Origin of the sequence: Helicobacter sp., assembly GCF_022511165.1 — a bacterium.
GTDB lineage: Bacteria > Campylobacterota > Campylobacteria > Campylobacterales > Helicobacteraceae > Helicobacter_C.
On the sequence record NZ_JAFLSB010000004.1, the window covers coordinates 20792 to 44418 of the forward strand.

Consider the following 23627-nt stretch of genomic DNA (forward strand, 5'->3'; position numbering starts at 1 on the left):
TAGGGCATTTATTTACAAATATGATTAGATTTATAAGTGTAGAATTAAGCAAGAAGCTTAGTTCTACGCAAAGCGCATAAAGAGATAGCTTACCCATACAAAAGCAACAAAAAGACAAGCAATAAGCTGTATTGCGCTTCCCATATCTTTAGCTTTTTTAGCAAGTGGGTGAATCTCAAGGCTTGTAAAGTCAATAGCGTTTTCAATTGCAGAGTTAATGAGCTCAACGATGATAGAAAGGACACAAGGGAGTATGAGTAGCACTAGCTCTTGCCAACTCTGCGCGATAAAACAAGCTATGATACTTAGAATAATGCCTATGCAAAATACTTGCCTAAAGCCCTCTTCGTCTTTCCACGCAGCTTTAATGCCATCAAGCGAGAAAAAGAAAGCATTATAAAGCCTTTTTATGCCTGTTTTGCCTTTTTTGTCGTTGCGTTGGTGCTCTGTATTATCCATTGTGCCTACCTGTGCGTTTATTTGGAGAGCGCTTCAAAAGTGAAATTTTCTGCAAGAAACAAGAAAGGATCTTGTGAAAATTCCCCAAGAGGGATAAATTCCTCTTGTTTGCCATCTTTAAGTTTAAAAGTAAAGCCAAACTCCTTATTCTGTCCAAGTATAAAAGATTGGGCAGCATTACTAAGGGACATAATCCCATCGCTATAAGCATCTCCCATTACAAGTCCCAAAGCAATTGTTATAATCATATTGACATTACTTGCATATTGTGTGAATCCCTCTTCGCTCGCGCTTCCACCTTGCTCCTTACTTTGTAGTTCATAATATTTATATATATCTTTGCTAAAACCATTTTCCTTGACTTTGAATAAAAGATTATTGAGTGCGTATTTATATTTATCTAAAGTAGAAAAATCTTCTTCTTCAACAAAGATATTGGAGTAAAAACTTTCAAGGATTTGTGCAATATTTTGTGTTTTGAAGTCCTCGTATTGATATATATCATCAACTTGCAAAGTGTAGGTTGCATTATCTGCATTGATTGCGCATTGGAGGCTTTCGGAGAGCTTGTCTTCATTGCGTTTAAGTAAAATATCGCATTTTGTTTTATGAGGGAGAAAGCGCGAAAAAAGCACAAGATTTTCTTTTTCTTGCTCATAATTAGCCTCATCAAGCTCAACTTCCATTTTAATCTCTTTGATATTAAACGATGCCCGAAGCGAAGATTCATCTACAGAATCAACATCAAAACCTACATTTTTAAAAATAAATTTTGTATATTCATCGCCTACTACGATTTTTGGACTATAACAGCTTACACTTGTGAATCCACTACAAGAAAAAGATTCCCAGCTAGAGATTAAATCACTCCCTTGAGTAAAGGATTCAAATTTTTCATTGAGGGTTTGTTGCAAATGTGCTTTAAGCTCTTTTGTTTTAAATGAGAGCATCACGCCTAAACCTATGGCAATAACTGCACCAAGAATTAAAACAGCGCCAATCAACTTTTTATTCATAATTATCTCCCTTAAGGTGTAATTGTGGGATTGTAGCATAATCACAATAAAAAAGCGAATAATGGGCGCTCATCTATTTTTACTAATAAGAAAAAAGTTTAAAGAAAAAATCCCCCAAAGGAGGCAGGGGGATTAAGAAGCATTATTTTGTGGTTGTTGCACTTGCAGAAATTTGATCAACCACACTAAAATTGTAAGGTCTAGTGTTTTTATCAAGGTCTAAAAGTTCTTGTGGTGCTTCACCATTTACTTCAGGGTCTTTGTAGTAACGTTCGCCTGCAGTGTGTCCATTCATATCAATCTTATACACAATTTCGCCGGGATTAAACTTCTGAATCTCATCAAATCCAAGATCTGAGGTTTTGAAATCCTTAATGCCATTTGCACTTGCAATTTCAACAAGTTTAGCTTGTCCCATTCTCGCCATTTCTACAGCTTGAAGGAGCATACGGCTTGCTTCGCGTGGATTATGGAATCCTGTTGAGTTTTCAGCACCCACGAAATCACCTCTCATTTGTCCCTTGCGGTGAAGCTCAAGTGGCTCTTGGAGCGCTTTAGAGATTTTTGCATCATCAGGCTGACCATCAGTTTGATATGTAGGGAGTTTGCCAAGCTCTGCACGCAATTTCTTAATATCAAAGATAAGGCTCACAGTTGCATATTCTGCACTTCTTAAATCGTATGCCACAGATTTTTGAATATCTGCGATTTGATTTTTAAGATATTCTTCTGGCTGTGTATGGCAAGTTTTACACGCAGAATTCACATCAAAGAGTGGTGAAGTAATATTGTGTTGTGTAATTTTCTTACCACCTGCACCCTTAATATAAGGCATATGGCAATCTGCACAGCTCACACCATTTGCTGCGTGAACACCACCGCTAAAAAGCTCGGTTTCAGGGTGCTGAATCTTAATCATAGGAGCCTTAGTCTCTTTATGTGTCCAGTCTTCTTTGAAGATTGGGCGCACTGCATCATAATGCGCATCAAACATTTCGATTCTAAATTTTTCACCTTTTTTCCAAGCACTCCAAGGGAATGTGAGGTTGATACCATCAACTTCAATTTCAGTCGCCTTATTGCCATCTCTCCAGTGCTCATACTCATCATAAGTCTTTTGTGTGCCGTTCCACCATTTTTTGCTTTCATCAGTAGCGATAGATTCGCCCATTACTTTGACTTTCTCGCCTGTAGGCTTAAAGTAGTATTCAACGTGGCATTGAGCGCACACAAGTGTTCGCATTTCTTTTCTATCTGCCTTGACGCCTTGTGTAGCATCTTTTTGGTAACCTCTATCAACAAGTGCATTAATAAGAGCAGGGCGCACGATTCTTAAACTCATATCATCAGGATTGTGGCAGTCTGCACAAGTTACACCCATTCTTTTGCCTCCGTGTGGTCCTCCGTGTTCTTCAGAGCCTTCTTGGATACCATTACGAGCAGGAACATTTTTAATCATTGTCCAATATTTTGTGCTATTAAATGCAACAAAATCGTTATTTGCTACATTTTTAATGAGCCAAGGAGTCCAACCGCTATGGCAGTTCATACACGCTGCAGGTTGTCCGCCAAATTTCGCAAATCCGTGTGCGTTAAGGAAGTCTTTATTATTTCGGGCTGTTTCCATTTGATCTACTTGTATCCAAAAGTGTCCTCTTTCTTCATTCGCATCAATGCTAAATGGATATCCTGCCCACAAAATTGTGAGTTGTGGATAGCGGATAAGTTTTGAATATGACAAGTTTCCACCAAAGTTTGTATATTTTGGCGCTTCAGTTTCCACCTTGAGATACATATCAAGGTATTCAGGGAAATTTTTACCCCAAAAATCAAAAGTTGGATTCTCATCAGTGAGCTCTACGAGCTGTTTTGAGACAACACCTGTATTTCCTGCTTGTTTTGATGAAATATCTGAATTGAGCCATAAAAGCCCAACAACAACGACAACAGCTACAACAATAAGTATGGGTAGCATTCCTCTATTTTTTTGCATTTCTTTCCTCCTTCAATCTTTACTTTTGGTTTAAAATCCTCTTTTGTGTCCTACACTCTCGTGGCAGGAAACGCAGTTTAAAGCGTCATTATGTCCGGGTATGGTTGTCGCATTGACTGCGTTTTGAGCATACTCAATATGGCAGCGCACACAATTATCCTGCACCATTTGTTTGCTTGATTTATTCGCGCTTAGATTCGTAGGCAAATCATCAAGCTTAAATGTAAAAGCATAAGCGTGTCCTACCCCGCTTTGTGCTTTTGCAATCCATTTTGAGACGAAATCGTGCGGCAAGTGGCAGTCATTACAAGTTGCTCTAGGCTGTCCTGCGGTTTTTTGGGAGTGAGGAGCACTAAGATAGTCGTTAAAAACCTCATTCATAATGTGGCAATTATTGCACGCTTCAGAGTCGTTGCTAAAATATGAGAATCCTTTGGCATTATAAAAGGTATAACACGCAAGGATTACAACAACGACAAGAAGAATGATAAAAACACTCGATATGAGAGAGGACGACTTTTTCTGTGTGCCTTGTCTCAATAAACCCTCCTTAATGTGTGTTGTCGAGCAGAATCTCTAAAGAAACGCTTGGCGGAATATTATTATTATTGCCATAAAAATGGTTTAACCTATCTCAAAATATTAAGGAGAAAAAGAAAAATGTTTTTACACACAAGTTTGCAAAGTCAGCTTTTTAAAACGCAAAATGTGCGCTTTGCTCTTACTCATCGCTTTGGTGGGGTAAGCAATGGAGCATTTGATGCGCTTAATCTTGGCTATTTAGTGGGTGATGAGCTAGAAAATGTAGCACATAATCATCAAAGCGTAACGATACGATTTTATGATGAATTTCATATTGCAGAGCATCGCAGAAAACCGCTTTATTATATGGAGCAGATTCATAGCACACAAAGCATTATTTTAAATGAAAACCTAGAATCCCATTTGGCTTTAGAGTCGTCTTTAAAAGGAGAAGATGCGATAGATAAGCCTCACTCGATTTGTCTTGGCAAAGCTGATGCAATCATTACGCAGCTTCCTTTGAGAATCTGCCTTGCTCTTGTGGCAGACTGCAATCCACTTTTGCTCTATGATACAAAAAATCGTGCAATGGCAGTCATACACGCGGGGCGCAAGGGCGTATTTTATGGTATATTGCCACATACTTTTATGCAAATGAATACCCTCTACGGCACACAGGCACAGGATTGTTTGCTCTATGTGGGGGCTTCTATTCGCTCGTGCTGCTATGAAGTAGGGCAAGAGGTATATAAGGAGCTTCTTGCACTTGGTTTTGGTGATAGGGCAATGAAAGGCAGCAAACTTGATATGCTCCATTGCATTTACGCACAATGTGAGAATCTAGGCATCAAAAAAGAGTGTATTGAGGTGAACCCTCATTGCTCTTGTTGTAACAATGAGCTTTATTCTTACCGAAGAGAGGGCGTTACGGGGAGATTTGGGCTTTTAGCTATGCTTGTGTGAATTGCTAGATTCTATTTAAAGATTCTACAAGATTTTGTAGGTGCTATTGATGCGATTATGCGAGCGTATAAATAGCCACCGCTGTGTGCCCAAAAGCATTTGGCGGAATCTTTATGCAATGTTTACCCAAAATCCCCGCTTTATTTGATAATGTTCTTTTATGTAAGTTGTTGGTTATGGTACGCCCAAGAGGATTTGAACCTCTGACCTACGGCTTAGAAGGCCGTTGCTCTATCCAGCTGAGCTATGAGCGCATTTAAAAAAATAAAGAATCAAAAGATTTACTTTAGGGTTGGTTGCGGGAGAGGGATTTGAACCCCCGACCTTTGGGTTATGAGCCCAATGAGCTACCGGACTGCTCTATCCCGCGATATGCTTAAAACTTGTATGCAACTTATAGAGAGCATTAGATGTAAGAAAGAACCTTAAAGACTTAAAGAAGTGGCTGGGGTAAAAGGATTCGAACCTCTGAATGCCTGGACCAAAACCAGGTGCCTTACCGCTTGGCGATACCCCAATAACCAAAAAAATTTAAAGATGTGATTATAGTGAGTTTGTGCGTGTTTGTCAAGGGAGGCAAATGTGTGAGGGAAATAAAGGCTTATTTGCTTAGAAGTTACTTGCATATTTTACAATGCACTTATTCCTACAAAGTGTGCCATAATTACTATGATTAAGGGTAGCTTAAGGAAAATACCATATAAAGGATAACTTATGAGTAAAGTCGTAGAAACTTTGAAGCAGATTCAGGCTGATGCGGCAGTGTTTTTTGTCAAAACACATAATTTTCACTGGAATGTAAAAGGATTAGATTTTCACGCTGTCCATAAAGCCACAGAGGAAATCTATGAAGAATTTGCAGATGTATTTGATGATGTAGCAGAGCGCATATTGCAACTTGGTGGTGTGCCTTATGTAACTTTAGCTGGAATGCTTAAGGTTGCAAAAATTAAAGAAGAGAGTAAAAGCGATTTTCGCTCAAAAGATGTTTTAAACGCTGTTTTAAAAGATTATGAGTATTTCATCAAACTCTTTGAAAAACTCTCAAATGAGGCAGACAAAGCAGGAGATAAGGTAAGTGCAGCGTATGCTGATGAGCAAATAGCGCATTTGCAAAAAGCTGTTTGGATGGTTAAGGCTCAACTTGCTTAATCTTTAACCTTGATGCTAGGGAATCCATACTTTTAGATTCTCTAGCTTTCTTCTTTAACTTCTTTTATCTTACCGCCTTTATGTTTATTTATTCTTTTTGTCATTGCTACAGAAAACTTGGCACTCTTAGGCTAGGGATTTCTAATTTATTTTATTTCTATATAATGGCGCGGTTTTAAGGGATTGCTAGATTCTATTTATTTTAAAAGGTTTGTAATGTATCAACAACGCGTAAAAGAAGCCATAGAGGCAATCAAAAAGGGTGAAATGATTATCATAATGGACGATGAGGATAGGGAGAATGAGGGCGATTTGGTAATGGCTGGAATCTTCTCTAGCCCACAAAAAATCAATTTTATGGCGCAAGAAGCGCGTGGGCTTATCTGCGTCTCTATCACCCAAGATATTGCTAAAAAGCTTGATTTGCCCCCAATGGTGCAAAAAAATGACAGCAATCACGAGACAGCTTTTACGATTTCTATTGACGCAAAAGAGGCAAAAACAGGCATTTCAGCCTATGAGCGTGATTTGACAATTCGTCTAATGTGTGATAGTAATACAAAGCCGAGTGATTTTGTGCGCCCCGGACATATTTTTCCACTCATTGCTAAAGAGGGTGGGGTGCTTGTGCGCACAGGGCATACTGAAGCGAGCGTGGATATATGCAAGCTAGCCGGCGTGGCTCCTATTAGTGTGATTTGTGAGATTATGAAAAAAGATGGCACAATGGCGGGTCGGGGCGATAAGTTTTTGCTTGATTTTGCTAAGGCGCACGATATGAAGATTCTGTATGTGTCAGATATTATCCAATATCGTTTGAATTTTGAGAATCTTTTAAGCGAGCGTTCGCGTGAAAAAGCGGTGTTTATGGGGAAAAAGTGCGAGAAGATTACTTTTATCGACCATTTGGAACGTGAGCATACTGCTTTTAGCTTTACTGTCTCCTCCCAAAACAAACCGCTTGTTCGTTTTCATAATGTGCGTAGCGATGTGGAATTACTGCAAAATGCAGAGGAATGGAACGCGCTTTCTAGGAGCGTGGAATATTTAACACAAAAGGGTGGATATTTGATTGTTTTAAATACACAGGCTTTATCTGCTAGTGCGGCTAGGATTTGTGGTGATATGAAAGATTTTGGCATTGGTGCGCAGATTCTTAAAAGGCTAGGGGTTGAGGATTTTTCACTTCTTAGTTCCTGTGGAACAAATAGGGGCGAGTATAATGCCCTAAGTGGCTTTAATTTGCATCTGGTAGAGACAATTGAGGTTTAAATATATCAGTTTTTAAGCTAAAAATTCTTGTGTAGCATATAAAGTGAATCTTTGTGATGCAAGTGAAATTTAAAATATAAACTTAGCTTAGTGAATCTCGCATTGTGTATTGGCATATTCTTGCAAATGTGTGATGCCCTTTTTACCACAGACTCGGCATTGTGGATTACGTTTAAGTTTAATTTTGCGAAAATTCATCGTGAGGGCATCAAGGCTAAGGAGTTGATTATAGAGAGGTTCACCGATATGCGTGATGATTTTTAGCACTTCAGTGGCTTGAATGCTACCTAAGATTCCAGCGATACTCCCAAAGACACCAGCACTCGCGCAATTTGGCACACTCCCCTCACTTGGTGGGCTATCAAAAATACACGCATAGCACGCGCTTTGCTTTGGTTTGATACTCATACTTTGCCCACTAAAGCGCAAGATTCCTCCATAAGAATAAGGTTTATCAAGTAGCACACACGTATCATTAATCAAAAATTTTGTTGCAAAATTATCGCTTCCATCGACAATTACATCATAGGGTGCAAAAACCTCAAGCGCATTTTGGGTATTAAGCATAAAAGGGTAAGTTGTTACATCAATATGCGGATTGAGCGCAAGAAGTTTTGATTTGGCAGATTCTATCTTGGGTGTGCCTATTTCTACGGTAGTATGGAGAATCTGTCGCTGCAGATTGCTTAAATCCACATTGTCCTCATCGATAATACCTATATGTCCCACTCCTGCCGCGGCAAGATAGAGCGCCACAGGTGAGCCAAGTCCGCCTGCACCGACAATAAGCACACTTGATTCTAAAATCTTACCCTGTCCTTTGAATCCGCATTCTTTTAAACGAAAATGCCGCGCGTATCGGCGGAGTTGCTCATCGCTAAAATTGTATATCATTGATTGCCTTTAAGAATATCTAGGGCTTGTCCGCAGAGACTTTTCCACGCGCCATTATGTTTGATGAGATTGCATTGCTCAAAGGTTGCCTGTGCGTTTTTGCCCTGCGTTTTAAGGAGCGAACCCTTAAGATAAAGTGCCTTTTGCTTATCATCATCACTTATGTCTTTATTAAGAAGCATATCAAGTGTGCTAATCGCATCATCTGTGCGCTGTGTGCGAATATAGCTTTGCGCGAGGGCAAAATCCACATATGGAGAATCTGCCCTATCATTAATTACATCTTGCAAACGCAAAATATCTTTGGCATAAATCTCAATCCCCATTTCATCTTTTTGATTCTCTGCGTCTTTAAGGAGCGCAAGATTTACGCGAAGCATTTGGGGATTGTCTGCTTGAGTTTGTTTTAAGAAATCATAGGTTTGCAATGCGCCCTCTTTGTCATTAAGCTGTGTGAGGGCGTCAAAAAGCACGAATCCTACATCATAATACTGCGTCCTTTGCAGACTTCTAGCAAGCTCTAGCGCGTCTCTTCCTGCCCTAGCGGTGCTTTTGCTATCGCCAAGTTTGGAGAAATTAAGAGTATCGCGGTAGAGCCATTCGAGCTTTTGAGAGAGAGTTTGAGCGTTTGCCGCCATATCAAGCGATACTTTTGCTGCTTCTTTATTGAGTGCTAGAGCATAGAGGCAGTCAAAAAGAGGCATTTTTTCACTTTCACTTAAGCTCACATTTGGATATTCTAAGTAAATATCAGCCGCCCTCCTGCAGTCTTTATCATCAATGGCGAGATTAAGTAAGGCAGCATAGCTTTGCTCTATGAGCGGACTATTTTTGATATGTTCTTTAAGAGCAAGCACTTCTGTATATTTGCCCTCATCAAAAAGCGTTTGGGCTTTAAGCATAAAGGCTTTTTCTTGCTCGGGTGAATCTGCATAATGCTCGATAATATAGTCATAATTTTTGATTTTTTCATCCGCACTTTCGTTAGCAACAAGATCAAAAAGAAGCTTATCGTCCCTATCTTTGACTTCTTCTACTAAAGGGCGATCCCCAAATTCTTGTATAAAAATTTTATTGATTCTATGCGCATCTTGCACCTCATTAGCGGCTTGATACCATAAGCTTACATTATTGAGTAAATCTTCCTTATCCACATCATCGCCTACAAGATGCTCATAAAGGTATTCGCCAAGCTTTGCAGCAATAGGATAAAGCTCTTCTTCGGCAAGGAGTTTTAAAAATTCATAATTTTTCACAGGATATTTGGTAATATAGCTAGGATTGACTTTGAGCATTGTTTCAAGGAGTTTTTGTGCTTGGGCTTTGTCCTTGTTGATAAGATAAAATTTACTCCACTCAATAGCTATTGCACTTGCGCTATCCAAATCTTTTGCCTCTTGATAGGCTTGAGAAAAAAGCTTGGCTGCAGCATTTGCATCAGGTCCATCGTGAAAATACTTCGCAAGAGCCATTTTGGCAAGTGGCATATAAGATGATTGTGGATATTCACTAATGATGCGCTCAAGATAATATTTTGCTTCATCTGGAATCTTCATTTCGGCATAGGCATTGCCAAGGTAGTAGAGCACTTCGGGGATAGCTGCATCTGTGGGGTATTTTTTAATCCATTTTGTTCCCATATCAGCAATCATATCGCTATTTTCCACAGAATCAAAATGCTCTAATGCACGCAAACGAAAGAGGAGTAAGTCTTTTGCAAAAATCGTTTTAGGATAGGCAATGAGCGTTTCATCAATAAGTTTTACAGCTTCTATGTGGGCGTGATTATTCATTAGGGTTTTGATTTGGCTATATGTGGCAAAGTCCGCGCTTTCATCATAATGCAGGGGTCCTCTATTAATATCAAGATCATTAAAAAATAATTCATTATTGCGAATAATTTTGATAGGAAAATTAAGCCCACTTGGTTTATCTTGATGTGCATAGTCATTAAGAAAAGGAATCTCATCTTTATAGCCAATAATTTGCCACGATTGACTTTTGCGTGGCTGTTCTTTGGTGATAAGGGTGTGGGAGTTTTTTAAATCTTTTGGAGTTGCAAAAAGCTTCATTTTATGCTTTGGTTCGACATAAAAATAAAATCTCCCATCAACTACACGACTCCAAAAGCGAAAAAAGAGTGTTTGAGTAGGAGAGAAACTAGCAAGAGGCGTGCGATCAAGGGTGCAGACAATATATGTTACTTCATCTTGGGTATTACGATTTTCTACGCATTCTAATGCCTCGCTATGAGCGATATTGAGCACAGAAAAATGCTCTTTTGATTCCTTGCCATAGTTGATTGTTACATCAAGTCCATAGGCATAGAAAGGTAAAAGGCATATAAAAGCCACCACGAATTTTTGCACATATACTCCTAAGGTGGCTTAAAAGTAAAACTTAAAAACCACCACTTCCAATGTAAGTTGCAACAATATTAAGCAAATCTTGGACCATAAATATACAGCCTAAGCTCATAATGGCAGTAATAGCAAGAGCAAAGATGCTTGAAGTTTCAAGGGTAGTGTGATGAGGTGCGACTTTAGGCTCTTTTGCTAAGGCATAAATAACGACTTTGAGATAATAAAACGCGGCAAGTGTGCTATTAAATGCCATAATGAGTGCAAGGGCAATATAATCGACATTCAGCACACTTTGCATAAGATACATCTTGCCCCAAAATACGCTAAAAGGTGGAATGCCTCCAAGTGCAAGCATAAAGAGTGAGAGCAAAATAGCAAGAGATGGGTTTGTTTTTATCATACCACTAATTGCCTCAAGGCTGTGATGAGAATCCCCTCTTCCCTTGCAATCTATGCTTAACCATAAAATACCAAATGCGCCTAAATTGGCAAAAAGGAATAAAAACCAATACAAAAATACAATTGCAGGAGCATCGATAAGCACCGCGCCAAGCACAAAGCCAGAATGCGAGATAGAGCTATATGCAAGCATACGCTTAACATCTTTTTGCACAAGGGCAATAAGATTTGGTATTGTCATTGTGAGTATCACAAGCGCATAGAGTGTGTATTCTATAAATGGGTTATGAGAGTGGATAAAAACGCCAAAGATTCGAATAATCACTCCAAGTGCTGCAATCTTTGGCACAATAGCAATAAATGCTGCAACAAGCGCATTTGAACCTTCATATACATCAGGCACCCAAGTATGAAAAGGCACAGCGGAGATTTTAAAGCCCAATGCACAGAGAAAAAATACAAAACCTGCCAAAGCTAAAAGAGAGGGTTCATAAGAATACTCATACAAAAAATCTGCGATATGATAAATATCTATACTGCCTGTGGCTGCATATAAAAGCAATGCGCCAAAGGCATACAAAGCCGTAGCTAATGCACCCATTACAAAATACTTAATAGCTGCCTCAAAGGCTTGTGTTTTATTATGAAGTGCAATGAGTGTGTAAATGCTTAAAGAGGCGCATTCTAAGCCTAAAAGAATAAGAATGAGATTCTTGCTTGATACCATAAAGCCAAAACCAGCAATAGCAAACAAGATGAGTGCATAAAATTCTGCCCCTTGCGTTTCTTCTTTTGTATTTTTGTGCATCAAAAAGAGCAAAATCACAAAAGTAGAAATGAGGATAAGAATCTGCGCAAGAAGCGAAATGCCATCAACAAGCAGAAGATTAAAAAACCCAAATTGACGCGTAGGATTCCCCTCAAGGAGCAAAAAGCCAAGATTCAAAATCACAAAAAGTATGCTAATAGCGATGTAAAGTTCGCGTGATTTGGTTTTATTAAATATCCCCACACCGAGTAAGATAATGCCACCAAGCAGTGAAATACACATAGGAATAAGGAGCGTTACATTAAGCTGTGCAAATGAAAAATTCATAGATTCTGGCATATCAATCTCCTATGTTTGGGATAATAAGCACCCCTTCATCATCAAAATCATTAGGTATAGGCGCAAGAGGATAGATTGGATTTTCCGTCTCTATCTTATTATTCAAACCTTTTACCTCAATGATTTCGGCGAGTGTTTGGACGCTTGTGTTGATAGGATTAAGCAAAGGTTTAGGATATATACCAAAATAAATAATAATCGCCAAAATAGGCGCAAATACGATTTTTTCCCTTAAATTAAAATCTTTAAGAGTGCTATGTTGGGGGGATATTGTGCCTAAGAAAACCCTTTTAAATAAAACAAGCATATAAATTGCCCCAACAAAAAAGCTACTTCCGGCTAAAAATGCCATAATGGGGTTAATTTTGAAGAATCCATACAAACAAAGCACTTCGCCTACAAAGCCCATAGTAAGAGGTAGTCCAAGAGAACACATCATTACTATGCCAAAGGTGCTACTCAAGTTTGGCATACTATGAGCCAAGCCCTGAATCTGCGCTATTTGCTGGGTTTGTATCCGCTCATATATAGAGCCTACAAGAAAAAAGAGGGCAGCTACTACGAGTCCGTGTGATACCATAAAAAATACAGCTCCGCTTAATCCCTCTGCATTGAGTGAGAAAATACCTAGCACAATGATACCCATATGTGAGAGAGAGCCATAAGCAAGGAGCGTTTTAATGTCTTTTTGCACGAGGCTCAACATTGCGCCATAAATAACCATAAACACACAGATAATGCTAATGATAAGAGTGGCAAGGCTACTTGTTTCAGGGAAAAGTGGCAAGACAAAGCGCAAAAGCCCATAAGTCCCCATTTTGCTAACTACACCTGATAGAAGCGCAGAGCCGATAAAGGGGGCTTGTGTATAAGCATAAGGTTGCCACGAATGCAGTGGAAAAAGTGGAATCTTCACCGCCATACCGATAAAAAATGCAATAAAGAGCCATTTTTGGACTTGCGAGTCAAGGGAGATTTGATACCAATCAAGGAGATTAAAACTCCAAGCCCCGCTAATGAGCTTGTATTGATAGGCAAAATATAAAATACCCACAAGCATAATGATTGAGCCACTAAAGGTATAGATAAAGTATTTAATGGCAGCATAGATTCTTCTCTCTCCCCCGCATATACCGAGTATATATAGCACAGGTAAGAGTGAAAATTCCCAAAAAATGTAAAAAAGCATTACATCAAGTGCGCTAAATACGCCCATAATAATGCTTTCAAGGAATAAAATAGCAATGACTGTGGAGGTTTTGATGTATTTAAAGAGGGAGAGCGCAAGAAGCGTTACAAGTGCATTGAGCGCGATAAGAAAAAGCGATATGCCATCAATCCCCACAGAATAGCCCACACCATAAGAATGGATAATATCTGTGTGGCTATAAAACTGAATCCCCCCATAATTGACATTAAATTCACTCCATAAAAGCAATACAAAAAGTAGCTCAAGTGCAGCAACGATAATTGCAAATATGCGACTTTTTTCGCCCCTTAGCACATACAAAACTACTGCGGCAAATGCTGGGAAAAAGATAATAATATTTAAAAGATAATTCATAATTGCCTCCACATAAAATAACACACACACGCACAGAGTAAAATACATAAGCCTGCAATCATAAGTGTGAGCATACGCGCGAGTGAGCCATTTTGCACGCGTGAGAGTTTGCCACCTAGCGCTTTTGTATAGTGTGCGAGCGAATCCACAAAGCAATCAATACCGCCTAACTCTACCTTTTGCCAAAGGAAGTAGGCGCATTTTTGATAGGGTTTTATGAAAAGATTCTCATAAAGCTTAGGAATATAATAATGATTGCTTAGAATCTTATAGATAAAGGTATGTTCCCAAAAGCTTCCAAAGCCACCCTTGGCGTATTTTATGATACTAAAGAGGGCAGTGAGGCACACAAGCGTGAGTGTAGCACCAATAAGAAGTAGGTGCGTTTGTGAGGGCAATTCAGGGAGAGTATATGGCAAGTGCGCACTTAAGAAGTCTTCGAGTATCTCTCCAAGTCCAGCAATGATAGAGAGAATAGCCAAAGGTAGCATTGCAAGAAGCATATATGGATACGCTTCGTGTGGGTGTTGAGCGTGGGATTTTGGCACAAAAAAGACAAGCATCAGCAATCTAAAGCTATAAAATGCAGTAAAGATGGCAGTAAGCAATAAAATAGCCCAAATGATAATATGTTGAGAAAAGGCAACTTCTAAAATTAGATCTTTGGAGAAAAATCCAGCAAAAGGATAGATTCCAGCAAGAGCCACAGAAGCAATACACATCATAATCATTGTATAGCGTAATGGCTTATGCAAACCACCCATTTTACTAATATCAAGCTTATCGTCCATTGCGTGCATTACATTCCCTGCGCCTAAGAAAAGGAGAGATTTGAAGAATGCGTGGGTAATGAGGTGAAAGAGCGCTATCCAATATGCTCCAAATCCTGCAGCAACAAACATATAACCAAGCTGCGAGAGTGTAGAATAAGCAATAATACGTTTTAAGTCTTTATTCACAAGTGCCATACTTGCTCCAAAAATTGCCACAAATGCGCCGAGTGAGGCAATAAAAAAGCCCACATCAGGAATCATTTGATAGAGTGGATAAGTGCGCACAAGTAAATATACACCCGCAGTTACCATAGTTGCTGCGTGGATAAGCGCAGATACGGGAGTAGGACCCTCCATTGCATCAGCAAGCCAAGTGTGGAAAGGAAATTGCGCGGATTTACCCATAGCTCCTATAAAAAGCAATGCGCCAATCCACATCAGCAAACTTGTGTCAAATTGTTCTACTAACAATGAGGCAAAGATTTCTTCATATTTAAGGCTTCCGCAATGATACACAATAAGAAAAATGCCCATAATAAGAGCCAAATCTGCAATTCGATTCATTACAAAAGCTTCGATTGAGGCAAAATTCGCACTTGCTCTTTCATACCAAAAGCCAACAAGTAAATAAGAGCATAACCCCACGCCTTCCCAACCTGCAAAAAGTCCCAATAAATTATCACTCATTACAAGCAACATCATAGAAAAAACAAATGCACTTAGATAGCTAAAATAGCGGTTAAATCCCTTATCGTGCTTCATATAGCCAATAGAATAGATATGCACCATTGTGGAAATAAAGCTCACTACAAGCATCATACTTACACTTACACTATCCACCATAAAACCAAATGAGCTATAAAAGCCCCCCGCTTCAATCCAATCCAAAAAATCAATATATATCACCATATCGATTTCGTATATGGCAATAAAGAGCAAAGCTGAAGCGATAAAAGAGGCGCACAGCAAGATTGTGGGGACAATACCTGCGATGATACATTTTTGTTTATGTCCAAAAAAGGCGGCAAAAATTGCACCAACAAGTGGGGCAAAAAGCGCGATATATACCATTTGAACGAGTGTTTCACTTGTGGGTATCATATATTATCCTTTCAGATTCTCTAATGAGCTCACATCAAGTGTGCGATGTTTTCTATACCAAATCACTACAAGTCCTAAGCCCACAGCGATTTCTGCAGCAGCGATAGCGATAATAAAAAGCGCGAAAATCTCTCCCTGTAAGTCATTAAGATATGAGGCGATAGCGACAAAGCCGATATTAATGCTATTGAGCAAGATTTCAGTTGAAAAAAACAACATAAGGATATTACGTCTTCTTAATACGCCAAAAAGCCCTATGCAAAAGCATATAGCAGCTAAAGCTAAATAATGATTAAGACTGACCATTTTCTCTCCTTTTCACGCTTAATACAATACCTGCCACCATAGCCACAAGGAGCATAAAGGCAGCAATTTCAAAGGGAATGAGATATTTTGTAAAAAGCACATAGCCAATCATTTGGATATTATTCATTTCAGCAATATCAATAAGTTTTTGAGAATCTGCAATAATCTCAAGATTGTCTCCCACAAGCGGCATACCAAATGCTCCTACAAGCACGATAGCAATGCCAACGCAAAGCACACAGACTACCCATTCGTTTTTTTGAGATTCTATCACTTGCTTTGAAGTATCAAAAAACATCATCGCAAAGGCATAGAGTGCAACCACAGAACCTCCATAAACAACAATTTGCACCGCACCCAAGAACTCCGCATCAAGCACAAAAAAGATGCCCGAGATAAAAATCATTCCGCTTGCAAGGGCTGTCATTGCATAGAGAATCTGTGATGTGCTGATAACAATAAGAAAGCTCACAATGCACAATGTGCTAAAGAGATAAAAAGCAATGCTTTCAAACATTTTTACCCTCCTGCGCGGGAGATTGTGTGTCTTTTTGCGCATTTGATTCTATATTTGCCTCATTGGATTGTGTTGTTTCTGTGCTTTCTGCTTGTTTTTGTATGATGTAACTAAGCGGAGTTTGCTTCATACGCGCATCAGCATTGGGTGAAACCGAGCCATAGCCATCAAATTCTAATAGTGAGGAGGCAGATTCTAAAAGTATGCTTTTAAAACCAAAAAGTGATCGCTGCGTGCTTGCACTTTCAAATTGAGCGCTATGCACGATAGCAAGCTCTGGGCAGACTTCAGCACATAAGCCACAATAAATACAGCGTCCAAAATTAATACTATAATCGAGAATCTTTTTGCGCCCATCTTCGCCTCTATCGGTAATGATGCGTATGCAATTGCTTGTGCAGATTTTTTCACATAGCCCGCAACCAATACATCGCTCATTTTCGGATTCTAAAAGTCGTTGGAGCTTATGTATGGCGCGGTATCTTGGGCTTAATGGGGCTATTTCTAGGGGATAGTGAATCGTTACTTTTGGTGCAAAAAATGCTCCTAAAGATTTCTTTAATCCCGCAAACAAATCAAGGCTTATGCTTGTTTTAATGCTCATTCCTACGCGTGTGAGAAAGGCTTGATTTTCACGCTTTTTGCGAGGTGTTAAGACATAATAATCTGTTTTCATTCAATCCTCCTACAATAATAAAATACTACCTGTAATAAGCACATTGAGTAATCCAAGAGGAAGCAAAATCTTCCAACACATACGCATAAGTTGATCCGGGCGAACGTGTGGAAAAGTTGCCCTTACCCACATAAACAAAAAGATAAAGAAGCACACTTTAAGCAAAATAGCAATACCACCGGGTATAAAGCCCCAATCATTGAATCCACCGCAAAATATAAGGCTTAGGATAAAAGCGGTAGCAAACATATTTGCATATTCGCCAACAAAGAACATTCCCCATTTTAAACCGCTATATTCACTCGCAAATCCTGCAACAATTTCGGATTCGTGTTCAAGTAAATCAAAGGGAGTGCGGTTAAGCTCAACATAGGCAGCAATGATAAAGAGTATAAAAGCAAGAGGTTGCTTAAAAATGAGCCAATCTAGCATACTTCCTTGCTGATAGCTATTAATATCCACAAGTGAGAGAGAGCCAACGAGCATTAGGGGTGCAAGGAGTGAGAGAAAAGTAATAACTTCAAAGCTCAAAAATTGCAAAGCCGCTCTTGCCCCACCAATGAGCGACCATTTATTCCCCGAGCTTAATCCTGCAAGGAGTGGTGCGTAAATACCACAAGAACTCACGGCTAAGACAAAGAGAATCCCTACATTAATATCAGAAATAATAGGCGTAATGGTGTATCCAAAAAGCTCAAATTGAGGAAAAAAGGGTATAGGTGCCATCGCGATAAATGCAGTGATAGTAGCAAGTGAGGGTGCAAGAATAAAAATAGGCTTAATCGCATTTTGAGGGATAATATCCTCTTTTGCAAAGAGCTTAATACCATCAGCAAGCACTTGCAATAAACCATAAGGTCCTACATAATTTGGACCTATGCGTTTTTGAAAAAAGCCTAGCATTTTGCGTTCTAAATATGTGCCAAAACCCGCAAGTGCAGAAAAAATAAGCAATACAACGATGATTTTTAATATGGTTTCAATAATGCCGCCTGTTAAATCACTCATACTGATTCCTTGTGTGAGATATGCAAATTTGCCCAAGCATTTGAAGCAAAAATATGCTCTGCACCTTCAAGCAAAGGACTAACAAGAAAGCAGGGCATATTAAGATGATAATCAATAAACACTGCCCCTTTGACTTGATGTGTGGCATTTGCAAGAGTAATATAATTGCCCTCTTTTAGTCCAAGCTCCTCTAAAAATGCTGCACTGACATAAATGCCAACTTTATTTTGTAAATGCACACTTCTTGCTGTGTAGGCATTAAATTGTGAGGGAGAATTGAGCATATACGCATTATATTGTTGATAAGAAGGTAATGTGAGGTTTTGTGATTCAAGAGGCGCAAGAGGTGCAAGAGGCAGATTTTTAAAGCGATAGCCACGCATATCTGTGCCATCATTTAAGAATCTATTGTCAAAATCATCAAAATCACAGCCACAGATAAGACTTGTGTAATCAATAAGATAATCGCCTTTCATATCAAAGGCTTTGGCAATATCACTCAAATCATAGCCCTCAAAAGGTAGGGCGGGTTTAAGAGGTAAGATTCTACAATCAATACTTGTGTAAGGTCCTTCAAGTTGATTGATAGCAGGGAGGATAAAATCTGGCGTATGGTGTGCTAATCCTATTGTAGTATTTTGAGTAGCTTGAGAATCTTTATTGGCAAAATCTGCGCAATCTATGCTGATAAAATTAGATTCACATACAAAATCTCCCCGAGTGCGATAACCAATGCTAAAGCTATTCTCCTTTTTTTGGTTTTGTTCTATGGGGCTTAAATCACAAATCATCGCAAGTCCTAGCGCATTTGCAAATGGAGGCACGAGAATGACTTGGAGAATTTCTTTATGCTCTAGGATTCCAAGTAGTTGAGCAAGGAGCTGTGCTTGAGGATTGGCATACACATCAGCGCCAAGCACAAGGATAGGTTTATTTTGGCATATCGTGCTAAGAGTTACAAAATCTTCTTTGCTTATTTGCGCATCAAGTAAAGCTTGATAGACTGCTTCTTCTTGTATTTCTTCAATACTTTCAGTTACTTCTGTGCTTACTTCCTCGCCATTTTCATTGGTTGAAGTGATTGTTTTTTTCACTTCTTTTTGCACGGGCACTTTTATGGTAGTTTTGCTCTCAAGGAGAGGTTTAATAAGCTCTTTGAGCGTTTGAATCTGTGCATCTTCACTTGGATTTGTATGAATATATGCAAGGGCTAAGCTCCCTAGCGCTACGCTAAGCGCATCTGGGTGGTAATGTATGCTTGTAAGATTCTTGCTTAGGCTTGGTATGAGATTTTCATTAAGCGGGTGCATATAGACTGCTTGTGAGCCTTTCATAAGCTTAAGTTTATTGTTTAGCATATAACGTAATGTTGGCACTTCGTAATTGATTGCACTCCCAAGCAAAATCACATTTTGGGATTCTTTAAAGTAGGAGAGATGATTGAGAGCTGTTTTGTGCGCATAAGTGAGGAAAGCATTAATAAAATACTTGAAATTTAAAGCTTCCTCATTATGTAAAGAGCAGTTATGAATTTTAGCGAGATGATTGAGTACAAAAGCCTCTTCGTTGGTAGTTTGATTGCCTACATTAATGCTTGTAGCTTTTTTGAAAGCATCAATGGCTACCTGAAGATTTTGAGGTGGATTCACACTTGAGCTTATATCATAGCCATATCGCCCTGCGCCGCAAATGGGGTTAAAATAAAAATCATTTTTTATGCGATAAATATGTGGAGTGCCAAGCGTATCATTGTGGCGCACTTCATAGATAATCTTGCAACCCATAGGGCAGTGGATACAAGTAGATTCTATTTTTTTAAGCTCCCACGCGTTGGCTTTATACTTAAAGTCATTTGTGCTTAAAGCTCCCACAGGACATACACTAATACATTCCCCGCAATCAAAACAAGGTGTATCACTTACAAAATCAATCAATGCCTTTTGTTTGCGCGCCCATACGCTCAATGCGTCTTTTGGCATAGAATCTTTCCAAAGTGCCATATCAAGTGGCTCTAAATCAGCTTTTTGAGCTTTGAGTTTGGCTTCGCCAAGATTATCTTTGCAGGTTGTTGCGCAACGTTCGCACATAATACATAAATTTGGATCATAGACTGCTTTTGCCCACGATTTATGAGGTTTATCACTTTCTTTAATATGATATTCTTGTGTGGTTACATTCATCTTCAATGTGAAGTTTTGCAATTCACATTCTCCACTTTTATCGCATACACCGCATTGCAAGGGGTGATTGATATCATAGCTTTGCATAATGGCATTGCGCTCTTTATTAATTTCGGGAGTATGTGTTTGGATATTCATACCATCTTTTGCTTTGCTGTTACAAGAATAGTTGCGTTTGCCATCAATATCTACCATACAGAGCTTACAAGCCATTGTAGGGGAGCAGCCAGAGAGATAGCAAATCGTAGGGATTTCTATACCCTCTTTGCGCGCGATTTGTAAAATACTTTCGCCTTCAGTGCAAGAAATTGTTTGTCCATTGATTGTGATAGTAATTTTACTCATAATATCACCTCGACTTTTTTATAAGGATAGCCTATGTCGTTTGTTGTAGGGAGGCACAGCAAAGCGATGGTGCCTTTTTTGGTGCTATCGCGCTCACAAATGGCTTCAATGCGTTGAGATTCAAAGCAAAGTGTGATGTGTTGCTTATCTTTTAGCCCAAGCATAGGAGCAAAAAGCGGTGGAATCTTAAGTGTATTTGTAGGAGTGTGAGTGGGTAAAATATATACAAAATGCCCATTAGATTCAGGTAAGTCCTCACATATTTGCAAATGAGGCTCACACTCTGCATAAGAATGAATAGAATCTGCTAATTCAGGCATAATCACATCAATTTGGCTACTCCTTGCAAGTATGCCACATATTAATGCAATATCTTGAGCATTTTGGTGGAGGGCTAACTCGCTGCCAAGCACGATACCCAAAGGTTTTTTTATACTTTTAGTATATTGTGTAATAGATTCTAATTCCTCTTCGGCAAGATTAGATTCTGAAGAGAGGTAGCCTACATCAATATGCTGTAATTTTGCCTGAAGTTCTTGAGTAAGCGGAGTTTGGGCATTAAGCAAATGCGAAAGCGTATGGGCTAAAAGCCAAGCAACACCAAATTCTGTGCCAACCTCATATCGCAACGATTGCAGAGTTTTATTCTCATTTACAAAAAGCGGATGCAAGATAAAAAGTCGCTCACAAGAGGGGAGAGTATGCCAAAAATAGCCAAAGCTAAGGAGTGTATCATAGGGCGTAAAATCCCTTTTAATAGGCTTTTGGGAAATATGTTCAATGAGGGTGGCAAAGGCTTTCATCACTTTTTTCTCCTCACAACAATGCTCCAATCCACTTCATTAAAGCGCAGACTATTTAAAAGTTCATCGCCTCGATGTAGCACACAATCAATAGCTTTTTGCACATTTGCAAAATCACGCACTTCAAAGAGAAAAATCCCAACCTCACCATTTTCTAAGCTCTCGCATAGCTCATCTAAGCGCTTTTCAAAATTATTTGCCAAATGTCGCAAGTCATATCGTTTCATAAAAATCCTTTACCTATCGACTTCACCAAAGACAACATTTGTCGAGGCAAGAATTGTTGGCACATCGGCAAGATAATGCCCTACTAAAAGCTCTTGCAATGCACCTGTATGATGAAAGCTTGGAGTACGGATTTTGAGACGATGAGGAGAGGGTGCACCAAGAGAATGAATAAAGAATCCAAGCTCACCCTTAGGCGATTCAGTAGGCACATATACTTCACCTACAGGTGGGCGCATACCTTGAGTTACAAGCACAAAGTGCTGCATCAAAGAGTAATTTTGGCTCATAATATCCTCTTTAGGTGCAGAGATATAACGCGCATCTTTTGCCTTAAGCTCTGGTGGAGTACTAGGGTAGAGAGTAATGAGCTGTTTAAGAATCTTGAGTGATTGATATACTTCTTCGATATAGAGCTGATATCTTGCATAGCAATCCCCTTCATTTGCCACAGGCACTTCAAAGTCAAGCTGCGGATAAAGCTCATAGGGGTTATGTTTGCGAATATCCCATTTGATTCCGCTTCCTCGCGCCATAATACCGCTTAAATTCCATTGCTTCACAAAATCTTGTGAGACAACACCGACATTTTCTAATCGTATGCGCCAGATTCTGTTTTTATCAAGTAAGCCACGCACTAAATCAAGCGTTTTTGATACGCTTTGTATCCATTTTTGCACATTTTCTAAAAAATTATGAGGCAAATCAAGTGGCACACCACCGATACGAATGGCATTGTGAGTAAGTCTTGCTCCACAATAATCCTCCATCAAATCTAAGCCATACTCACGCTCAATAAAACAATACAAAAAGATAGAGAGTGCGCCCACATCCATTCCCTGTATGCCAAGGAAGAAAATATGAGAAATAATGCGATTAATCTCTGCAAGCATTGTGCGTATAACTTGCGCTCTAAGTGGCACTTCTACACCGATGAGTTTTTCTACACTCAATGCAAAGGCGTGGTTATTGCTCGTAGCAGCGATATAATCAAGCCTATCGGTTGTAGGCATAAACTCGTTATAAATCATATTTTCAGCCATTTTTTCAATGCCTCGATGCAAATAGCCAATATCAGGGGTTGCCTTGACAATCTTTTCATTATCAAGCTCTAAAATAAGCCGTAATTGCCCGTGTGCAGAGGGGTGCTGTGGTCCAAAATTAAGCACCATTTTGTCATTTTCTTGCTCAAAAAAGATATTTTCAAAATTAGGCTTTAGTCTTGTGTAGTTTTGCTTCATCGTCTCGCCTTTAGCTTTGTGCTTTTTTTGAGGGATTTAATAAGAAAAGGTGTTTTTTCTTCTTGGAAAGTGAGATTAAAATTAATTTCTGCAAAGTCTTTGCTATTTTCTCTATCAATCCTTGCGCTATCGCGTTGCTCTGCACCGACAACCTCACGATATTCCTTGCCAAAAATCCTATCTATCTCATACCACGCGGCATATTCATCGCCTTGCAAGGGATAAGATTTAAGCAATGGGTGTCCCACCCAATCAAGCGGCATAAGTAAACGTTGCAAACAAGGGTGTCCTTCAAAGATAATACCAAACATATCATAGCATTCACGCTCACTCCAATTTGCGCTTTTAAAGAGTGGGGTGAGTGAGGCGATATGCTCTCCTTTTTTGATTTTGGTTTTAATTTTTAAACGTTTTGATGAGCTATCCCCGAAGCGCAAAAGGAGATAAAATAACTCAAATTCATTACTCTCTTCGATTTTATCAATAGCACTCATTTCAGTAAGTGTGTGATAGCCTAAAGTATGAAGTTCGGAAATAAGTGCAAAAAGATGTGTAGATTCTACCCAAAAAGTTGCAAGATCATTTTCTATGTAGCTTTCTATAAAGGGAGTGCAAATGGCTTTGAGTTCAGAATCAAAACCAACAAGCGGGAGTCTAGGCGATGTAGGAGCAATATCAAAGCGATGTGTGTAATACACTGACTTTTGCGCGTTTGCCTTAGGGGGATTTCGTCGTATCATCTTGTCT

General features: G+C 39.2%; 21 protein-coding genes and 3 tRNA genes. 3 read left to right on the forward strand and 21 right to left on the reverse strand.

Translation table 11 applies throughout. The features are described 5' to 3' along the window. Positions 1-63: 63 nt before the first annotated feature. The 4 genes from J1E28_RS01085 to nrfH all read right to left on the reverse strand — a co-directional run bounded on the left by J1E28_RS01085 (position 64) and on the right by nrfH (position 4008). Positions 64-459: a diacylglycerol kinase gene (locus J1E28_RS01085; RefSeq protein WP_291026093.1), complete on the reverse strand. Its 396-nt coding sequence runs from the start codon at positions 457-459 to the stop codon at positions 64-66. A gap of 17 nt (positions 460-476) precedes the next feature. Next, on the reverse strand, positions 477-1475 hold the full coding sequence (locus J1E28_RS01090) for a hypothetical protein (protein ID WP_291026094.1): 999 nt from the start codon (positions 1473-1475) through the stop codon (positions 477-479). Between the two features lie 142 nt (positions 1476-1617). Then, positions 1618-3468: an ammonia-forming cytochrome c nitrite reductase subunit c552 gene (locus J1E28_RS01095; RefSeq protein ID WP_291026095.1), complete on the reverse strand. Its 1851-nt coding sequence runs from the start codon at positions 3466-3468 to the stop codon at positions 1618-1620. 30 nt (positions 3469-3498) lie between these two features. Then, positions 3499-4008 carry a cytochrome c nitrite reductase small subunit gene (gene nrfH / locus J1E28_RS01100; RefSeq protein ID WP_291026096.1) on the reverse strand — a complete coding sequence of 170 codons (510 nt, stop codon included), beginning with the start codon at positions 4006-4008 and terminating at the stop codon, positions 3499-3501. A gap of 120 nt (positions 4009-4128) precedes the next feature. On the opposite strand from nrfH, the gene J1E28_RS01105 reads away from it, so the two are divergent. After that, the gene (locus J1E28_RS01105; RefSeq protein WP_291026097.1) at positions 4129-4953 is read left to right on the forward strand and encodes a polyphenol oxidase family protein; all 825 of its coding nucleotides are present in this window, start codon (positions 4129-4131) and stop codon (positions 4951-4953) included. Between the two features lie 177 nt (positions 4954-5130). On the opposite strand, the gene J1E28_RS01110 is transcribed toward J1E28_RS01105, so the two are convergent. The 3 genes from J1E28_RS01110 to J1E28_RS01120 form a co-directional block, all read right to left on the reverse strand. Continuing rightward, positions 5131-5207 (reverse strand) — tRNA-Arg (locus J1E28_RS01110). A gap of 39 nt (positions 5208-5246) precedes the next feature. Continuing rightward, positions 5247-5323: transfer RNA gene (locus J1E28_RS01115), tRNA-Met, on the reverse strand. Positions 5324-5395: 72 nt separating this feature from the next. Then, a tRNA-Gln gene (locus tag J1E28_RS01120) sits at positions 5396-5470 on the reverse strand. A gap of 197 nt (positions 5471-5667) precedes the next feature. Between J1E28_RS01120 and J1E28_RS01125 the strand changes: the two genes are divergently transcribed. Both J1E28_RS01125 and J1E28_RS01130 read left to right on the forward strand, forming a co-directional pair. Then, entirely contained in the window at positions 5668-6105 is a 438-nt protein-coding gene (locus J1E28_RS01125; RefSeq protein WP_291026098.1) for a DNA starvation/stationary phase protection protein, read from the forward strand. Between the two features lie 216 nt (positions 6106-6321). Further along, entirely contained in the window at positions 6322-7377 is a 1056-nt protein-coding gene (locus J1E28_RS01130; RefSeq protein WP_291026099.1) for a bifunctional 3,4-dihydroxy-2-butanone 4-phosphate synthase/GTP cyclohydrolase II, read from the forward strand. 87 nt (positions 7378-7464) lie between these two features. Here J1E28_RS01130 and J1E28_RS01135 read toward each other — a convergent pair whose 3' ends face one another. The 14 genes from J1E28_RS01135 to J1E28_RS01200 are packed head-to-tail and all read right to left on the reverse strand — an operon-like array spanning position 7465 to position 23620. Next, positions 7465-8268 carry a HesA/MoeB/ThiF family protein gene (locus J1E28_RS01135; RefSeq protein WP_291026122.1) on the reverse strand — a complete coding sequence of 268 codons (804 nt, stop codon included), beginning with the start codon at positions 8266-8268 and terminating at the stop codon, positions 7465-7467. Next, positions 8268-10640, reverse strand: a complete 2373-nt coding sequence (locus J1E28_RS01140) for a tetratricopeptide repeat protein (RefSeq protein WP_291026100.1) — start codon at positions 10638-10640, stop codon at positions 8268-8270. The genes J1E28_RS01135 and J1E28_RS01140 overlap by 1 nt, the downstream gene beginning before the upstream one ends. A gap of 31 nt (positions 10641-10671) precedes the next feature. Next, positions 10672-12141 carry an NADH-quinone oxidoreductase subunit NuoN gene (nuoN, locus tag J1E28_RS01145; protein ID WP_291026101.1) on the reverse strand — a complete coding sequence of 490 codons (1470 nt, stop codon included), beginning with the start codon at positions 12139-12141 and terminating at the stop codon, positions 10672-10674. Between the two features lies 1 nt (position 12142). Further along, entirely contained in the window at positions 12143-13705 is a 1563-nt protein-coding gene (locus J1E28_RS01150) for an NADH-quinone oxidoreductase subunit M (protein ID WP_291026102.1), read from the reverse strand. After that, a complete protein-coding gene (gene nuoL / locus J1E28_RS01155) occupies positions 13702-15579 on the reverse strand; it encodes an NADH-quinone oxidoreductase subunit L (RefSeq protein WP_291026103.1) in 1878 nt (625 codons plus the stop codon). Before nuoL ends, J1E28_RS01150 begins: the two co-directional genes overlap by 4 nt. A gap of 3 nt (positions 15580-15582) precedes the next feature. Further along, complete coding sequence (gene nuoK / locus J1E28_RS01160; RefSeq protein WP_291026104.1) at positions 15583-15885, reverse strand: NADH-quinone oxidoreductase subunit NuoK; 303 nt, start codon at positions 15883-15885, stop codon at positions 15583-15585. Continuing rightward, complete coding sequence (locus J1E28_RS01165; protein WP_291026105.1) at positions 15872-16402, reverse strand: NADH-quinone oxidoreductase subunit J; 531 nt, start codon at positions 16400-16402, stop codon at positions 15872-15874. Before J1E28_RS01165 ends, nuoK begins: the two co-directional genes overlap by 14 nt. Continuing rightward, complete coding sequence (gene nuoI / locus J1E28_RS01170) at positions 16395-17078, reverse strand: NADH-quinone oxidoreductase subunit NuoI (RefSeq protein WP_291026106.1); 684 nt, start codon at positions 17076-17078, stop codon at positions 16395-16397. Before nuoI ends, J1E28_RS01165 begins: the two co-directional genes overlap by 8 nt. A gap of 9 nt (positions 17079-17087) precedes the next feature. Further along, positions 17088-18086 carry an NADH-quinone oxidoreductase subunit NuoH gene (nuoH, locus tag J1E28_RS01175; protein WP_291026107.1) on the reverse strand — a complete coding sequence of 333 codons (999 nt, stop codon included), beginning with the start codon at positions 18084-18086 and terminating at the stop codon, positions 17088-17090. Beyond that, entirely contained in the window at positions 18083-20611 is a 2529-nt protein-coding gene (locus J1E28_RS01180) for an NADH-quinone oxidoreductase subunit G (protein ID WP_291026108.1), read from the reverse strand. The genes nuoH and J1E28_RS01180 overlap by 4 nt, the downstream gene beginning before the upstream one ends. Next, positions 20608-21414 carry a hypothetical protein gene (locus J1E28_RS01185; protein ID WP_291026109.1) on the reverse strand — a complete coding sequence of 269 codons (807 nt, stop codon included), beginning with the start codon at positions 21412-21414 and terminating at the stop codon, positions 20608-20610. Before J1E28_RS01185 ends, J1E28_RS01180 begins: the two co-directional genes overlap by 4 nt. After that, a complete protein-coding gene (locus J1E28_RS01190) occupies positions 21414-21641 on the reverse strand; it encodes an NADH-ubiquinone oxidoreductase subunit E family protein (RefSeq protein ID WP_291026110.1) in 228 nt (75 codons plus the stop codon). The genes J1E28_RS01185 and J1E28_RS01190 overlap by 1 nt, the downstream gene beginning before the upstream one ends. Before the next feature lie 9 nt (positions 21642-21650). Next, positions 21651-22880 (reverse strand): NADH dehydrogenase (quinone) subunit D, encoded by a 1230-nt coding sequence (gene nuoD / locus J1E28_RS01195; RefSeq protein ID WP_291026111.1) that lies wholly within the window; start codon positions 22878-22880, stop codon positions 21651-21653. Continuing rightward, a complete protein-coding gene (locus J1E28_RS01200) occupies positions 22877-23620 on the reverse strand; it encodes an NADH-quinone oxidoreductase subunit C (RefSeq protein WP_291026112.1) in 744 nt (247 codons plus the stop codon). The genes nuoD and J1E28_RS01200 overlap by 4 nt, the downstream gene beginning before the upstream one ends. Positions 23621-23627: the final 7 nt, after the last annotated feature.

Excerpts from the sequence above, each read along its gene's own strand:
- nuoK (WP_291026104.1), bottom strand. The coding sequence starts at position 15,885 with ATGGTCAGTCTTAATCATTATTTAGCTTTAGCTGCTATATGCTTTTGC.
- J1E28_RS01190 (WP_291026110.1), bottom strand. The coding sequence starts at position 21,641 with ATGAAACGATATGACTTGCGACATTTGGCAAATAATTTTGAAAAGCGC.
- nuoL (WP_291026103.1), bottom strand. The coding sequence starts at position 15,579 with ATGATACCCACAAGTGAAACACTCGTTCAAATGGTATATATCGCGCTT.
- J1E28_RS01085 (WP_291026093.1), bottom strand. The coding sequence starts at position 459 with ATGGATAATACAGAGCACCAACGCAACGACAAAAAAGGCAAAACAGGC.
- J1E28_RS01130 (WP_291026099.1), top strand. The coding sequence starts at position 6,322 with ATGTATCAACAACGCGTAAAAGAAGCCATAGAGGCAATCAAAAAGGGT.
- J1E28_RS01150 (WP_291026102.1), bottom strand. The coding sequence starts at position 13,705 with ATGAATTATCTTTTAAATATTATTATCTTTTTCCCAGCATTTGCCGCA.
- nuoH (WP_291026107.1), bottom strand. The coding sequence starts at position 18,086 with ATGAGTGATTTAACAGGCGGCATTATTGAAACCATATTAAAAATCATC.
- J1E28_RS01180 (WP_291026108.1), bottom strand. The coding sequence starts at position 20,611 with ATGAGTAAAATTACTATCACAATCAATGGACAAACAATTTCTTGCACT.
- J1E28_RS01125 (WP_291026098.1), top strand. The coding sequence starts at position 5,668 with ATGAGTAAAGTCGTAGAAACTTTGAAGCAGATTCAGGCTGATGCGGCA.
- J1E28_RS01165 (WP_291026105.1), bottom strand. The coding sequence starts at position 16,402 with ATGTTTGAAAGCATTGCTTTTTATCTCTTTAGCACATTGTGCATTGTG.
- nuoN (WP_291026101.1), bottom strand. The coding sequence starts at position 12,141 with ATGCCAGAATCTATGAATTTTTCATTTGCACAGCTTAATGTAACGCTC.
- J1E28_RS01105 (WP_291026097.1), top strand. The coding sequence starts at position 4,129 with ATGTTTTTACACACAAGTTTGCAAAGTCAGCTTTTTAAAACGCAAAAT.
- J1E28_RS01095 (WP_291026095.1), bottom strand. The coding sequence starts at position 3,468 with ATGCAAAAAAATAGAGGAATGCTACCCATACTTATTGTTGTAGCTGTT.
- nuoI (WP_291026106.1), bottom strand. The coding sequence starts at position 17,078 with ATGAAAACAGATTATTATGTCTTAACACCTCGCAAAAAGCGTGAAAAT.
- J1E28_RS01185 (WP_291026109.1), bottom strand. The coding sequence starts at position 21,414 with ATGAAAGCCTTTGCCACCCTCATTGAACATATTTCCCAAAAGCCTATT.
- J1E28_RS01090 (WP_291026094.1), bottom strand. The coding sequence starts at position 1,475 with ATGAATAAAAAGTTGATTGGCGCTGTTTTAATTCTTGGTGCAGTTATT.
- J1E28_RS01200 (WP_291026112.1), bottom strand. The coding sequence starts at position 23,620 with ATGATACGACGAAATCCCCCTAAGGCAAACGCGCAAAAGTCAGTGTAT.
- nuoD (WP_291026111.1), bottom strand. The coding sequence starts at position 22,880 with ATGAAGCAAAACTACACAAGACTAAAGCCTAATTTTGAAAATATCTTT.